This is a genomic window from Chamaesiphon sp. OTE_75_metabat_556 (assembly GCF_031378165.1).
GTDB lineage: Bacteria > Cyanobacteriota > Cyanobacteriia > Cyanobacteriales > Chamaesiphonaceae > Chamaesiphon.
On record NZ_JANNDR010000040.1, the window covers coordinates 1 to 15,187 of the forward strand.

The 15,187-nt window shown below is 43.1% G+C and carries 10 protein-coding genes and 1 other RNA gene; 7 read left to right on the forward strand and 4 right to left on the reverse strand.

From position 1 onward, the window contains the following. The 4 genes from RMO27_RS01985 to RMO27_RS02000 form a co-directional block, all read left to right on the forward strand. A partial coding sequence (locus tag RMO27_RS01985) for a pentapeptide repeat-containing protein (protein WP_309728592.1) occupies window positions 1-1,310 on the forward strand: 1,310 nt, incomplete at its 5' end. Window positions 1,311-1,433: 123 nt separating this feature from the next. Beyond that, the gene (locus RMO27_RS01990; RefSeq protein WP_309728593.1) at window positions 1,434-4,088 is read left to right on the forward strand and encodes a DNA polymerase III subunit alpha; all 2,655 of its coding nucleotides are present in this window, start codon (window positions 1,434-1,436) and stop codon (window positions 4,086-4,088) included. Window positions 4,089-4,596: 508 nt separating this feature from the next. Then, window positions 4,597-6,009 (forward strand): OB-fold nucleic acid binding domain-containing protein, encoded by a 1,413-nt coding sequence (locus RMO27_RS01995; protein ID WP_309728594.1) that lies wholly within the window; start codon window positions 4,597-4,599, stop codon window positions 6,007-6,009. A gap of 365 nt (window positions 6,010-6,374) precedes the next feature. Continuing rightward, window positions 6,375-7,286, forward strand: coding sequence for an alpha/beta hydrolase (locus RMO27_RS02000; protein ID WP_309728595.1), 912 nt, complete (start codon window positions 6,375-6,377; stop codon window positions 7,284-7,286). A 181-nt stretch (window positions 7,287-7,467) separates the two neighbouring features. Here the strand turns inward: RMO27_RS02000 and RMO27_RS02005 are convergent, their stop codons facing one another. After that, window positions 7,468-8,556 carry a response regulator gene (locus RMO27_RS02005; protein WP_309728596.1) on the reverse strand — a complete coding sequence of 363 codons (1,089 nt, stop codon included), beginning with the start codon at window positions 8,554-8,556 and terminating at the stop codon, window positions 7,468-7,470. Window positions 8,557-8,990: 434 nt separating this feature from the next. On the opposite strand from RMO27_RS02005, the gene RMO27_RS02010 reads away from it, so the two are divergent. Further along, window positions 8,991-9,905 carry an SIMPL domain-containing protein gene (locus RMO27_RS02010; RefSeq protein ID WP_309728597.1) on the forward strand — a complete coding sequence of 305 codons (915 nt, stop codon included), beginning with the start codon at window positions 8,991-8,993 and terminating at the stop codon, window positions 9,903-9,905. A 132-nt stretch (window positions 9,906-10,037) separates the two neighbouring features. Here RMO27_RS02010 and RMO27_RS02015 read toward each other — a convergent pair whose 3' ends face one another. Then, window positions 10,038-11,771, reverse strand: a complete 1,734-nt coding sequence (locus RMO27_RS02015) for an ABC transporter ATP-binding protein (RefSeq protein WP_396133596.1) — start codon at window positions 11,769-11,771, stop codon at window positions 10,038-10,040. A gap of 108 nt (window positions 11,772-11,879) precedes the next feature. Beyond that, the gene (locus RMO27_RS02020) at window positions 11,880-13,154 is read right to left on the reverse strand and encodes a lipid-A-disaccharide synthase-related protein (RefSeq protein WP_309728598.1); all 1,275 of its coding nucleotides are present in this window, start codon (window positions 13,152-13,154) and stop codon (window positions 11,880-11,882) included. Window positions 13,155-13,312: 158 nt separating this feature from the next. On the opposite strand from RMO27_RS02020, the gene ssrA reads away from it, so the two are divergent. Continuing rightward, window positions 13,313-13,709: a transfer-messenger RNA gene (gene ssrA, locus RMO27_RS02025) on the forward strand. A gap of 93 nt (window positions 13,710-13,802) precedes the next feature. Here the strand turns inward: ssrA and RMO27_RS02030 are convergent. After that, window positions 13,803-14,657 (reverse strand): serine protease, encoded by an 855-nt coding sequence (locus RMO27_RS02030; RefSeq protein WP_309728599.1) that lies wholly within the window; start codon window positions 14,655-14,657, stop codon window positions 13,803-13,805. Window positions 14,658-14,766: 109 nt separating this feature from the next. Between RMO27_RS02030 and RMO27_RS02035 the strand changes: the two genes are divergently transcribed. Continuing rightward, a partial coding sequence (locus tag RMO27_RS02035) for a glutathione S-transferase family protein (RefSeq protein WP_309728600.1) occupies window positions 14,767-15,187 on the forward strand: 421 nt, incomplete at its 3' end.

Genomic DNA, 15,187 nt, shown 5'->3' on the forward strand with positions numbered 1-15,187 from the left:
AAGAAGTATCTCCAGCAAATACTGCTGCTGCGTTTTTAGATGACTCGATCGAGTCTTTGGTCATTCCGCTCAGTTTGCCGATTTATGATGGCTATGATGGCTTAGATGAATTGCAGTTAACTTTTTTGACATTGCCATCTGGAGAAACCGTAACACTTGCGTCGTACCTCAATTCGCCACAGCCTGGAACTTCGATACATATAGATTCTGCGATGCAGAATATCCCTCAAGTTGTGTTTGAGAGTTGTCAGCAGCTACAAGTATCTAGAGAAGAAGTGCTATGGTTTAATCCTGATTGGCAGGAGGAGATCGATCGATTATATGCAGAGCATGGCAATATCGAGAAACGACCAGAATTATTACACGTAGAAGAACCTCAGAGCATTCTGTACGAACCGATCGATTGTTTTAATCATGCACTGAGGATTTATACGAGAGAATATATTCCGGCAACCTATTGGGCAATGTTGCAACGCAATCTTGGTTTAGCTTACCAAAATCGTAGTCAAGGCGATCGTAGAGATAATTTAGAAAGATCGATTGATTGCTTTAATCAATCTCTAGCAATCTTTACTCAGAATGATTTTCCTGATGAATGGAAGATAAATTATCATGATTTAGATAATTCTAAAGATTTACTAAAAGAGGTTTTAGCCAAAGACATATTCGCTCGACAAATTCCATACAGAAAATTAAAAGGTGTAGATCTTAGTCATATTTATGTGGAGAATCAGCGGAAGAGAAGCCACGCTCCTTATCCTGAATATCCAAGTCAAGGATCTGCTTACCTGATGGGTGCCGATCTTAGACAGGCAAATTTTACAAAAACAAGACTGGATGGCGCGAATCTAATCAATGCCGATCTCAGTGAAGCAAACTTACAGAATGCTGATTTAAGGGAAGCAAATCTGATGGGAGCTAATCTAAGTTATGCGAATCTGGATTGTTCCTTTCTAATTGATACAAAATTCAATCGTGCTAAACTTTATCATGCTAATTTAAGTGGTGCAAAACTTACTCAGGCCGATCTGTCTGATGCTAATCTTAGTCATGCTAACCTAATTTGTGCCGATCTAACTCATTCCAATCTGAGTAATGCTGATTTGAGTAATGCCGATCTCAGGTGTGCAAAACTAATGTTTACCAATTTAAGTGGTGCCAATTTAAATGGTGCTGAGGTGAACGATGCACAATTCAGAAATAACTCAGGAATTTCTGAATTGATGAGGCAAGATTTGATCGATAGAGGAGCTATTTTTGATGACACTTCAGGCGATCGATCTGAATCTAAAAATCTAGTTCCTTGCTAAATGCGATCGCTCTCTAATCACCACGATACTAAGCCAACACAATAATATTTATTAAAGTAATGCTTTAGTACTATTGAAAGGGGTATTATAATAATGCTATCTACCTGCGCTAAATATTGCCCTATGTCTTTCGTTGGTTTGCACATGCACAGTGACTACAGCCTGCTTGACGGAGCTAGTCAGTTGCCGAATTTGGTCGATCGAGCGGTAGAATTGGGGATGCCCGCGATCGCGCTGACGGATCATGGTGTGATGTATGGGGCGATCGAACTGATTAAAGTCTGTCGCACTCGCAATGTCAAGCCGATTATTGGCAATGAAATGTATGTGATCAATGGTGACTTCACGCAGCAGAAGCGATATCAGAAGTTTCACCAAGTGATCCTAGCGAAGAATACCCAGGGATATCGGAATTTAGTTAAATTAACGACAGTATCTCACCTCGAAGGTTTTCAGGGACGGGGAATTTTTGCACGTCCTTGTATTAACAAAGAATATATTGAAAAATACAAGGAAGGGTTGATTATCACTAGTGGTTGTTTGGGTGGTGAAGTTCCGCAAGCAATCATGGCGGGACGACCCGATGCAGCTCGAAAAGTGGCGAGATGGTATAAAGAACGATTTGGGGAAGATTACTACCTAGAAATCCAAGATCATGGCTTGAAAGAAGATCGGGTCGTGAATGTGGAAATTGTCAGAATTGCCCGCGAGCTAGATATTAAAATTATTTCTACTAATGATTCTCACTTTGTCTCCTGTTATGACGTAGAAGCTCACGATGCATTGCTGTGTATTCAGACGGGGCAACTGATTCGTGAAGACAAACGGATGCGGTATAGCGGTAATGAATATCTCAAATCTGCTGAGGAAATGGCCGCATTATTTCGTGATCATTTACCCGATGATGTGATTGCTGAATCGATCGCCAATACACTTGAAGTTGCGGACAAAATTCAACCTTACAATATTTTAGGCGAACCAAAGATTCCTGATTTCCCAATTCCTGTGGGGCATACTCCCGCGACTTTTGTTGAGGAGATTTCGCGGGAAGGATTGAAGGAGCGGTTGAAGGTACAACGGTATGGAGATATCGAACAAGTCTATCAGGAACGACTCGATTTCGAGTTGAAAATGATCGAGCGGATGGGATTTTCGACATACTTTTTAGTTGTTTGGGATTATATCAAATTCGCACGCGATCGCGCTATACCTGTCGGCCCTGGAAGAGGCTCCGCAGCGGGTTCTCTAGTCGCTTATGCGATGAAAATTACTAATATCGACCCCGTACATCATTGTTTGCTATTCGAGCGGTTCTTGAACCCAGATCGGAAGTCGATGCCGGATATCGATACGGATTTTTGTATCGAACGGCGGGCGGAAGTGATCGAATATGTGACTGAGAAATATGGGAAGGAACGGGTAGCGCAGATTATCACCTTCAACCGGATGACTTCTAAAGCAGTACTCAAGGATGTCGCACGGGTATTGAATATCCCTTATGGTGCGGCGAATGAGTTGGGGAAAATGATTCCCGTCGTGCGCGGGAAACCAACAAAATTGGCGGTGATGATTTCGGATAAAACGCCAGTACCGGAGTTCAAACAGATTTATGAAACGGGCGAATATGCCGATCCAGAGACTGGCGAAAAAATTACGGCTAGACAGTGGGTGGATATGGCGATGCGGATCGAAGGTACGAACAAAACCTTTGGGGTGCATGCGGCTGGGGTAGTAATTTCGGCGCAACCTTTAGATGAAATCGTCCCGTTACAGCGGAATAATGATGGCTCGGTGATCACCCAATATTATATGGAAGATCTCGACTCCATGGGTCTATTGAAAATGGACTTTTTGGGTCTTAGGAATCTGACAATCATCCAAAATGCGATCGATACGATCGAACAAACCAAGGGCGATATTATCGATCCAGATGATATCACTTTTGAGGAAAGACGTACCTATAAAATCTTAAATAAAGGATCGTTAAATAAACGCCCGCCAAATGTTGAGAGAACCTATAAACAAGTCGAGTCTGGAGATTTAGAAGGCGTCTTTCAATTAGAGTCTTCGGGGATGTTGGATGTGGTGGCGAGATTGAAACCATCGAGTATCGAGGATTTATCATCGATTCTGGCATTATATCGTCCGGGGCCACTAGATGCGGGACTGATTCCAATTTTTATCGATCGCAAACACGGGCGTGAAAAAATCACTTACGAGCATCCCATTCTAGAGACAATTTTAGAGGAGACGTATGGGGTAATTGTCTATCAAGAGCAGATCATGAAAATTGCTCAAGATTTGGCAGGATATACCCTCGGTGAGGCTGATATTTTGCGGCGGTGCATGGGTAAGAAAAAAGCCGATGAAATGAATAAACAGCGCGAGAAGTTTCTCGATGGTTCTGCCAAGAAAGGAGTACCTCACGCGATCGCAGATGCTTTATTCGATAAGATGGTTTTATTCGCTGAATATTGCTTGAGTTATGAAACTAAAGTCATGACAGTTGAATATGGCGCATTACCAATCGGTAAAATTGTCACAGAAAAAATTGCCTGTACGATTTGGAGCTTGGACGAGAACAGTTATGTAATTCAGCAGCCGATTGTTCAATGGCACGATCGAGGTCAACAGGAAGTATTTGAATACTTACTAGAAGATAGTAATACAATTCGCGCCACGGCAGATCATAAATTCATGACTGTCGATCGGCAAATGTTGCCAATTCAAGAGATATTCGATCGCAACTTAGATTTACTGCAACTCGACAAAATATAATGACAGCTACTAGATATCTTCAACTAAATACACAGCAAAAACAAGCAATACTAGTTGCTTTTCAAAGCGGTGAAGAGTGTCGATCAATTCCCAAATTAGTAGGAGTTAGTGGTAAATCTGTCGCCAGAGTTTTGGCGAATTTTGGGGTCAACACTAAACGTAGAAATAGATACACTCTTAATGAAAACTATTTTGACAAAATTGATACTCCGGTCAAATCTTATTTACTTGGTCTACTTGCTGCTGATGGCTGTGTTACAGACAAGAACTATATTGTCCTAGAATCGATCGATCGCGAATTGGTAAAACTTTTTGCTAGGGAGATTGAATATTCAGGAGAAATCAGAGAAATCGATCGATCTCCTCATCAACCACATTTTCGGATAAATTTTTCATCGCAGAGGTTAGCCAAATCTCCAAAAGTTCTACGATCTGATGTATCGATATCCCAATCTAGGATTATCACGTAAGAAAGAAAAAATCGAACAAATATTAGGAAGTTACTCTCGTGGTTAAAATTATCAGCTGCAAATCTTTGGGTGTTCAATCTGTCTATGATATTGGATTAGAAAATGTTCATAATTTTTTATTGGAAAATAGTATAATCGCCTCTAATTGTTTTAATAAAAGCCATTCTACTGCTTATGCTTACGTCACTTATCAAACAGCATTTTTAAAAGCAAATTATCCGGCTGAATACATGTCGGCACTCCTGACTGCCAATAGTGGCGATCAAGATAAAGTGACTCGATATCTAAATAATTGCGAGCAAACTTTGGATATCAAAGTCGAGCCGCCAGATATCAATCGATCGTATGTCAAATTTCGTCCAGTTGTCGATCCAGAACGTCCTAATCGGTTGAATATTCTCTTTGGATTGTCGGCGATTAAAAACGTCGGCGAAGCCGCAATCGAGAATATTCTTAATGCGCGTGAAGAAGGCGGTGAATTTAAATCACTGGCCGATCTTTGTCAAAGAGTAAGTTTGCAAGCTGTGAATAAACGGACATTGGAATCGTTAATTCAATGCGGTACTTTTGACAATCTTGATCGCAATCGCCGCCAATTAATTAACGATCTGGATGTAATTATTCCCTGGTCGCAAAGTAAGGCCAAAGAAAAAGCGATCGGGCAAGGCAATTTATTCGATTTACTATTAGGTGGAGATTCAAAGCCTGAAGCTGGTGGCTTTGAGGCTACGCCCAAATCACCGCTAGTGAGTGACTTTCCCTCTGCCGAACGACTACAATTCGAGCAAGAACTTTTGGGTGTATATGTCTCCGATCATCCGCTCAAGAATGCCGAAAAAATTGCCAAGATGCAAAAGCATGATTTCAAGCGGATTATCGAAATTGAAAAGCCTTGTAAGGATGTTAAGCTGGTGGTAATCTTGACTGAGGTCAAAATCGTCCAGACCAAAAAAGATAATAAGTCGATGGCTATTCTAAAATTAACTGATATTGCTAGTAGTAAATTAGAAGCGGTCGCTTTCCCAGAAGCTTATGAAAAGATCAAAGATCTATTGATTCAAAATAGCTCGGTGATTGTCGTTGGGAAAGTCAGTCGCAAAAAAGACAATGATGAACTCCAGATGATCGTCGATGAAGCGATCGAGATCGATTACAATTTCGTTCATAAGTCAGCAGATATTCGATCCGAATCTCGACAATTGGTATTAATCAAACTACCAATTAGTATGGCAACTGATGAGATCCAGTCGCAAACCTTAAAAACGACGATCGAAGAGTATTCTGGGGATACAGTAGATGTCGGAACGCCCGTCTATGCGATCGTCCAGGGTGCAGCAGGGTATCAATTGGTACAATTTGGCAAACAATTCTGGGTGCAAGATCCAGCCGGATTGGTTGATCGGATGCAGGATCGTGGATTTGATATTCAGGTGAAAAATATCGATGAATAATGGAATATTTCAATCTTCATTTCTAGCACTCAAAAGCAATTGATATGTGAGTAATTCGATTGAGATTATCAGCCTCGAATCTGAGGAATAAATTGCCATAGCGATCGGATCTAATTGTTAAAATTCGACCTTCCAACAAATTAGCTGTTGGGTCATGAATTTTGACTGATTTTGCGATCGAATCTCCGATTTTTACACCTCGATTTGTGCCGTAGCCATTACCTGTTGATTCAATCCAAGATATTCATATTTAATAATCTTTAGTACTGATTGTCAGCGATCGCTATTTTTGACATAATCGATCGCAGACGATCGTCGATCGCTAGTTTATACTGATAAAGCAGCGCACAATAGCGAGACAGTCAATGAAACCTTACACAGCCTCCTTGGATTCTGGTTGGCGGCATGAATTCATCCAAACCAACAATATTCGCTTACACTGCGTCACCCAAGGTGAGGGCGAATTAGTCATCCTACTTCATGGTTTTCCTGAATTTTGGTATTCTTGGCGACATCAGATTCCCGCACTCGCTCGTCATTTCAAGGTTGTCGTCCCCGATTTGCGCGGCTATAACTATTCAGATAAACCCCTCAGTGGCTATGATATCGATACCCTGAGTACCGATATCCAAGGGCTAATTCAATCATTAGGCTATGTCAAAGCACATATTGCCGGACACGACTGGGGTGGGGCAATTGCTTGGCATCTTGCCCAAAAATGCCCGCAAGTACTCGATCGATTAGCAATTCTCAATGCACCTCATCCGCAAAAATTAATGCAGGAAATGAGCAGCAATCTCGATCAATTACGACGTAGTTGGTATATGTTGGCATTTCAAGTTCCAGGGATACCCGAATGGTTGATCCAACAAAATCTCAAAGATTTTATTCTCAATGTCTTTCGCGGACAAGCCGTGAGGAAAGGTGCCTTTACAGCAGAAGATAATCAAATTTATCAGGAGGCTTTAGAAAAGCCTGGAGTCTTAGGGGCAGCACTCAATTATTATCGTCAGTTACTCGCACCTCAAAATTGGCTGCAAAACTGGAATAATTCACCACGTCAGATTACGGTACCAACTTTAATGCTGTGGGGCGAAGAAGATAATTTTCTCAGCAATAAACTGACAGAAGGGATGGAAAAATGGATATCTGCACCATTTAAACTCAAGCTCATTCCCCAATGCGGACATTGGATTCAACAAGAGGTTCCACAACTTGTCAATCGGGAGTTATTAGATTTTTTTCAGTCGGATCGGCCTAAATTAAATTCCAAATAAGATTATAGGTATGAAATTATAGCAACCGCTAAGTCGATCAACACATATCCCCGATCTCCTCAAGAAGTCGGGGATACCTTAGGAATATTTGATGATGTTATGCGAGAGGATATTTCTCTTTGCATCTGCTGTTGAGATCGAGGACAAATTACAACGAACAACTATTTAAGGATCGATCGGTTCAAACACTTACCAATGCCTGAGAGACATGTTTATTGACCAAATTTACTAGATCGGTCGGTGTAAAAGGCTTAGTCATATAATCATTAGCACCGACCATTCTGGCTTTCAACCTGTCAAATACGCCATCGCGACTACTGAGCATCAGAATCGGCACATTTTTAAAATTTGGTGACTTACGGAGGAGTTGACAAAGTTCGTAGCCATTAATATCAGGCATACTAATATCTAATAAAATTAGAATCGGATGAGTGCGGATTAGTTTTGTCATCGCTTGAGCGGGTTTCAGCAATCCGATGACCTCATATCCTTGTGCTTCTAGAGTTAATCTCACACTATTTTGGACTGTTTGACTATCATCGATACAAGCAATAATTGGCCGATCTTCATCTTGTTTTTGGCCGTAGTCAGAAATCTGCGCGCTCCGATTGCGTACCAGTGGTAGCAACATGTGACTGAGTCCTTGGACATCAATATTGAGTTGATTGGCAATACTATATAGACACAGATTTTGAGTCAATGCAGATTGATAAGCCTCGATCGCCTTAGTACTCTGAAGTTGTTGCCATAAGAGTTTATATAAACTATCGATATTCGATAGATATACTCTTACCAATGGGGACGTCAAATGCGGTCTGATTTTCTGCCATTGCCAAATTAGTTGTTTGACTGGCGCGATTACTTGTTGCACCGAAGCCGATAAAATCAGTACGTCCAGATGAGCATCGAGATTAAACTCCATCTCGGCATTCCCAATCGCCATAATATGGACAAAAGCTTCTTGGGTACTCGTAAATGCGAGCTGGCGGACTTGTTGCAGTGATAATCTTCCCGATTGCCATTGATGACAGATAAATTTATAGTCTGATTGACCGATCGTAAACTCGCTCAGATTAAAATCTGGATGATGGCGTCTGGTTAAATAGGTAAGTCGTTCTTTTTGCCCCAGCGAACTAGTGGCAAAATGTAGCTTTCCATTACCAAAGTAAGCTTCCCAAGTTATCGAAGCATCTAGTGCATCTCGAATAATGAGTCGCCCCGATAGTTCTTGCTGGATAATATCTTTTAATGCTTCAACAACTTTAGTCATCACTGGTATTGATATATTTTAACTAATCTTGTCGATCTGGCACTGTAAAACCTTGCAGACCGCGAATGTTAAGGATAGAAAGATAAAAAGTAAGTAGTGCTGGTTATGTAGCTTACTTTAGTCAATGTTTGGGTCAGCTCAATTTATTTGCCAACTTGCAACTACATGTCACACCTAGCAGCAGCTAAGTCAACAGGATAATTAGTAAATATACGTAGACAATTGAGTCAGCTCCTACATCTAATATGCCCATCTGAAATGGGATCTCAACAATCAAATCAATTGTTGATGAGATCGCTATTTACTAACAAGTTCAAATAGTTGTCAGATCCAGATCTAGAGCGAATCATGGGTAACTCGCTACCGATCGAGTCACCATGGAAACATGTAGACTTTTTAGGCAGTCGTTACCATTAACTTGAAATGGTGAATATATGCCCCGGACGATCGGAATTAAACGTTTGCTGGACTGGGATCGAGACGATCAAGCCAGTAATTTGCTGAATGTAGATACTACTAACAATCTTGCCGCTCGCAGTGCTGATTTGAGCCAGGAAGTGAGAGGATACTGGTATCAAAAATCGATACTTACCATTGAGTCCATTCATGCACGATCCAAAAGTAGGCACTTTAACGTCAAACCAGCTTTAGCTCTCCTGTTGACAGCTAGTTTGGTCATATTCATGGGAATTGCCCCCAGCAACAGCCAAGAGCGGAAGACTGCCCGCACCATTACTGCCAGCGGTAAAGGGATTGTGACTATCCCTACCACACTCAGTCAAATTCGCCTCGCGATCGAAGTTGCTGGCAAAACCCCCACTAGTGCCCAACAAGCAGCCGCCAAAAGGTCTACACAGGTTATTGAGTATCTCAAAACGCAACGGGTAGATAAACTCCAAACCACTGGGATTAATCTCAATCCGACTTATAGCTATCAAAATGGTAGCAATCCTAAAATTACTGGCTATTCTGCCACTAATAGCATCAGTTTTCGTGTCCCGAACGATCGCGCGGGTGCGATTCTGGATGGTGCAGTCAATAATGGGGCAACCCGCATTGATGGGGTGAATTTCGTCGCTAGCGAACAGGCGATTTCGACCGCCCAACTGCAAGCACTCAAGCAAGCGACTCAAGATGCCCAACGTCAAGCTGACGCGGTGCTCGAAACACTCAGTCTCAAGCGCAAAGAAGTCATCAACATTCAAATCAATAGTGCGTCTACGCCCGCTCCCATTCCAGTGGCGCAGGAAATGCTCAGACAGAGTGTCGCCAAAGCTGACGCAACTACACCCGTTGTTGGCGGCGAACAGCAGGTAGAAGCCGCTGTGACTTTAGATATCGGCTATTAAAATTGCGTAGCCTCAATAAATACAAGTAGGGGTAATTCATGAAGCGATTCGCGCTCCTCTGGTTTCCCGAGGGTTTAGCGAATCAAGACATTACCCCTACTTGTATTTATTGAGCTAATCGAATCGATCGAATTAAGTCGATTGACTGAATTGTCGAGCGTAGAACTGAGCATAGCGTCCAGATTGATCGAGTAATTCACTGTGATTACCAGCTTCAATAATCTCGCCATTTTCAATTACCAAAATCCGATCGGCTTTGCGGACTGTCGCCAGCCGATGGGCGATAATAAACACCGTCCGCTCGGTCATAATCCGCTCCAATGCCTCTTGAACCAAGGCTTCTGATTCGGAGTCTAATGCCGAAGTTGCTTCATCGAGAATCAGAATGCGGGGATTGAATAATACTGCTCTGGCGATCGCGATTCGTTGTTTTTGGCCGCCCGATAATGTCGTCCCTTTCTCACCAACGTAAGTATAATAACCTTGCGAAAGTTGAGAGATAAATTGATGGGCATTGGCAATTTTAGCTGCCTCTTCGACATCTTTGATATCGAATTCTGTCTGTCCAAAAGCGATGTTTTGAGCGATATGTCCTGAAAGTAAGACGGTATCTTGGGGCACGATCCCAATCTGACGGCGGAGACTTTTGATCGTCACATCGCGAATATCGATGCCATCGATCGCGATGCTACCAGACGAGACATCATAAAAACGATTTAACAAACTGAGAATCGTACTTTTGCCCGCCCCAGAAGTACCAACTAGGGCGATCGTTTCCCCCGGTTTGACACTTAAGTCAAACGACTTAAGAATTGGTTTATCTGGCGTATAACCAAAACTGACGTGCTGATAATCAATCTTCCCAGTAATGCGAGGCAACTCGATCGCATTGGGTTTTTCAATAATTGCGATTGGAATCTTAAATAGATCGAAGACCCGATCGACTGAAGCTTCGGCCTGCTTAATCTCATTAAAATTACCAGTCGTAATCGAGATCGGATCGATCATTAAAGCGATCGCAGTAGCATAACCAACAAATTTTCCACCAGTGAGATTTCCGAGTGAAATTTGCCAACCAGCTAATACAAATAAGAACAGAATACTGGCAGCTTGGATAAAACCAATAATCGGATATTGGAAAGCCTTGAGATTTTCGGTGCTATATTTTGCCTGACGATTGAGTTCTGCTTCCTGCCCAAAACGAAAGTTCGCATAATCTTCGGCTGCAAAAGCCTGGATCGATCGCATACTGCCAGTAAATTCAGTCACTAAAGAAGATAAATCCGAAGTTCGATTTTGGCTGCGGAGTGAAAATTTGCGGAGTTGTTCGCCAAACCAACCGACTAGAATAGCAATAATCGGGGCAATCAGAAATACTGCGATCGTCAATTGCCAATTTACCCACACTAGATATCCTAAAATCAATACTAATTGGAGGATACAGGGAATAAATTGATGAAAAATCTTGTAGATTACTTCAGCGACTCGATCGATATCTTCAGTTAAACGATAAGCCAAATCACCAGTTTGGACAATCTGGGTATACGCCGAGCCGACTTTTAATAAATGATTGTAAATGCGTTTGCGCAAGTCTAACGTGACAGAGAATGCCACCTTGGCCATCAAAGCATCTTGACCATACTGAGCGATCCCCCGAATTACAAATACCAATCCACCAATTAAGCTGAGTTGAATTAATAATTCGACATTCCCTGCACCTAGATATTTAGAAATATCTCCGGCCAAATACGCCATCACTGGCGAAAACAGACTAAATACGACGACACAGAATAAGCCGACGCTAATCATCCGCCAATGGGGATTCAGATAGGGAATAATCTGCCAATAGTTAGAACGCTGTTTCAAAAGACTCACTCGATCGCTAGATGATTTACAAAATCGGACGCGATCTGGTTTTGATTTGTTCGCAAAGTCAAGATCGCATGTAGATCCTAGCTTAGATCGTCCGCCTATTTAACTCATAATTTCGATCGAGCATTCAGCGATTCGTCTGGCGGCTCCAGGCATACCCATCCGTAATAAACCATTTTGCGCGATCGACCGCAATCGATCGGGTTGCTGTAATAATTGCTGGATCTCTACTCCCACATTCTGCGGCTGCGGTACCAAAATTACTGACTCACCCAACAGGCGAGTTTGGGCTTCGGCAAAAGCAGGCGTAAACTGAGGGCCAGCACCTGGAATAATCAACGCTGGTTTGCCTAAACTGATAAATTGCTCCGTTGCTGTACCTGCCATCGCGATCGCCCAGTCCCCCAGTTGCATAAACTCTCGCCCAGATTTAGTACTAATCGCGATCGTGACGTTCTGATGTCGATAATATATCGTACTAACATCGGGAATAAAATTAGTTAAATCAGCTTCAATCTCAACTAATTTCATCCAGCCCAGTTCGCACAGATGGCACTCGATCTCATTTAGATCGAGTGTTGGGACAATCGCTGCCAAACAGAGAATTTGGCGGTGGGGAAAGACGGGAATTAGACTATTGACAGCGATGACGATCTGGTGCCAATTTGCATAGGCTTCTGGGGGACGAGAGCCAGGAAGGAGCGTAATTATCAGCGATCGAGCCAGTCCGCGCTTGAATGTCTGAGGACGATCGAATCCTAATTGACTAGGATCTGTGGCAACACCATCTGTCATCGGATTACCCAGATCGAAAGCCGGAATTCGCCACTGTTGCAGGATCTCCGCAGTTAATTGATCGCGAGCAAAGACAGCTTGACAATTGCGGCGACTCAATAGCCAGCGTTCCCACGGAAAATACACAGATCCAGTTTTGGCTTCGATCGAGTTGCGCTGTGAGGGGAGTATTTGCCCTTGCCGATCGCGAAGATAGTATTCTGACTTTGCTGTACCGATAAAGGCGTATTCTGCCCCACTCAACCAAGCAAATAATAGCGGGACGATATCGCCCACCGCCAAAATTTTACCGCCAGATTTGCCCCAATGCCGAATCGTGCGGATTTGATCGATCGTCAATCCCACCAAACCCCCCTGGAGATCCCGCGCCAATTGGCGATTATCCTGATTGAGAAATCCTCCCGATGGCATGATTTGGACTTTCCCGGCGATCGGAAAATCATGGTCGCGATAAGCATTACCCACACCCACGATCGGCAAGGCGACTATTTCTGAGGATTTAGCGAGTTTTCGCAACTCTTGGAGCACAGGTAACGCGATCGCATCTTCACCGTGACCGTTGCTGATGCAGAGGAGTTTCATAAATTAGTGGATAGGGGATAGTGAATAGTGGATAGTGAATAATAAGTTAGATGCCAAACGCGCTTGTACTTTATACTCCAGAACAATTCACTATCCACTATTCACCATCCACCCTCTCCTCCCTAAATCCCCGAAACTACTATATAATGAAAGAACTTGGGGCTGTAAAGGTTTCGACGTGTTGGCGAAAGCTGCACTGTGATACAGGTCGAGAGGGAGTCTACTCTCGTTAATATCGGCTCAAATAAATATAGATGCAAACAACATTGTACCTTTCGCTCGTAAAGCCGCTCCTGTAGCTGCCTAAAAACACTTAAGATTAATTTCTAAGTCCGAGCATTTATAGTATGACTCCGTTAAGTGCTATAGATAACCCTCAACGGATGCTCTATTTAACCGTCTCTGGTAGGTTAGATAGCTAAGATTCATCAGAGCATCCTGCGACCTGGGACAATAGGTCACTCCCGTCTTGAGGGTTAGATAGACTATACCTGTGAATGAGCGGAAAGTTAATACCCAGGGCGGACGGCAGTTCGACTCTGCCCAGCTCCATTAGAATTTTAGACCCCGATCGAGACTTAACTCTCGATCGGGGTTTAACTTTAAGGGATGGTGTTCTGCTTCGCCATAAAATTGTCTCCCAACTCTCTACAACCTAGTGTGGTCAAGAATATACTCGATCGGAATTGCCCAACTGGCATTATGAATTTGTTCTTTTAGCTCATCGCTCGCTGTCGAACCATTTTCAAGAATTTCGGGAATATCCCAGAGCGGATTGGCATGAACGCCATTAATCCCGATCAATCGACCAGATCGATCGACTACCGGCCCACCGCTCATCCCTTTCCGAATTGCACCATCAAAACCGATCCTGTAGCCGCCAGCAATGGCAACTGGTAAAACTTGAGAAATCTGTCCATCAATAGTATCTAGTCCCCACGGAGCCTTCTCCAAGTCTTTGAGATTGCGATCGACTTTATCGTTACCACCAGTGGGAAATCCAGCAGACCAAACCCGATCTCCGACCTTCGGTACTGTTGTCGCTAATTTGGCAGTAGGATAACTCCGCTGGTGACTTTGAAATCGCAGGATACTCAGATCGCGATTTTGTCCGCTGGGCGGGGCAATTAAAGCAGCGGCATAGACCTGTCCATCATGGGTTTGTAATTGATATGGCGCACTACTAGCTTGAACGACATGCGCATTGGTGATGACGGTATAAACTTGATGATGTCGTTTGAGCAGCACCCCCGAACCGATCCGTTCACCGTGGGCGATCACTTTGATGGAAATCGCTCTGAGATGTTGGTGAACTTTCTGTTCGGGCGTGATGCCTAACTCAGAAACCACAAAGGATTGAGTCAGAATTTTTGGCAGAATGAGTGTTAATACGGTGACGTACAACATGGGCACTAATCGAGCAATCCAGTATTGCCATTCGATCTCGGCTACTCGTTCGCGGAGCGTCCGCTTTGCAGAATCATGTGGGGCGATCTTGGACATTATAAATAGGATCGGAGTGAAAACCGTAAGCGTGTGGACATGTATTTCACTGTTGATGTTCTAGGATAAATGGTAGTGCTGTTGTAAATTACGATCGGGAATAAAACACATGCTGGAACTATACCAATTTGAATTGTCGCAATTTTCGGAAAAAGTTAGATTAGTGCTGGACTATAAAGGGTTAGCATACCGCAAAATTGAAGTCGTACCAGGTATGGGGCAATTGGAATTATTTCGGATGTCGGGACAAAGACAAGTACCCGTATTAAAAGATGGAAATAAAGTCATTGCTGACTCTACCGCGATCGCGCTCTATTTGGACAAAACTTATCCAGATCGCCCAATTATACCGACTAATCCTCAACAAAAAGCAACTTGCTTGCTGCTAGAACAATGGGCTGATGACTCGATCGGCAGTAAGGGACGGCCGATTTTATGGGAAAGTCTCAAGAGTAGTAGCCTGCGTACCTCTATTTTACCTACTGGCACCCCAGATATACTCAAGAATTTAATCGGCGCGATCCCCAGAG

Excerpts from the sequence above, each read along its gene's own strand:
- RMO27_RS01990 (WP_309728593.1), top strand. The coding sequence starts at position 1,434 with ATGTCTTTCGTTGGTTTGCACATGCACAGTGACTACAGCCTGCTTGAC.
- RMO27_RS02000 (WP_309728595.1), top strand. The coding sequence starts at position 6,375 with ATGAAACCTTACACAGCCTCCTTGGATTCTGGTTGGCGGCATGAATTC.
- RMO27_RS02005 (WP_309728596.1), bottom strand. The coding sequence starts at position 8,556 with ATGACTAAAGTTGTTGAAGCATTAAAAGATATTATCCAGCAAGAACTA.
- RMO27_RS02010 (WP_309728597.1), top strand. The coding sequence starts at position 8,991 with ATGCCCCGGACGATCGGAATTAAACGTTTGCTGGACTGGGATCGAGAC.
- RMO27_RS02020 (WP_309728598.1), bottom strand. The coding sequence starts at position 13,154 with ATGAAACTCCTCTGCATCAGCAACGGTCACGGTGAAGATGCGATCGCG.
- RMO27_RS02030 (WP_309728599.1), bottom strand. The coding sequence starts at position 14,657 with ATGTCCAAGATCGCCCCACATGATTCTGCAAAGCGGACGCTCCGCGAA.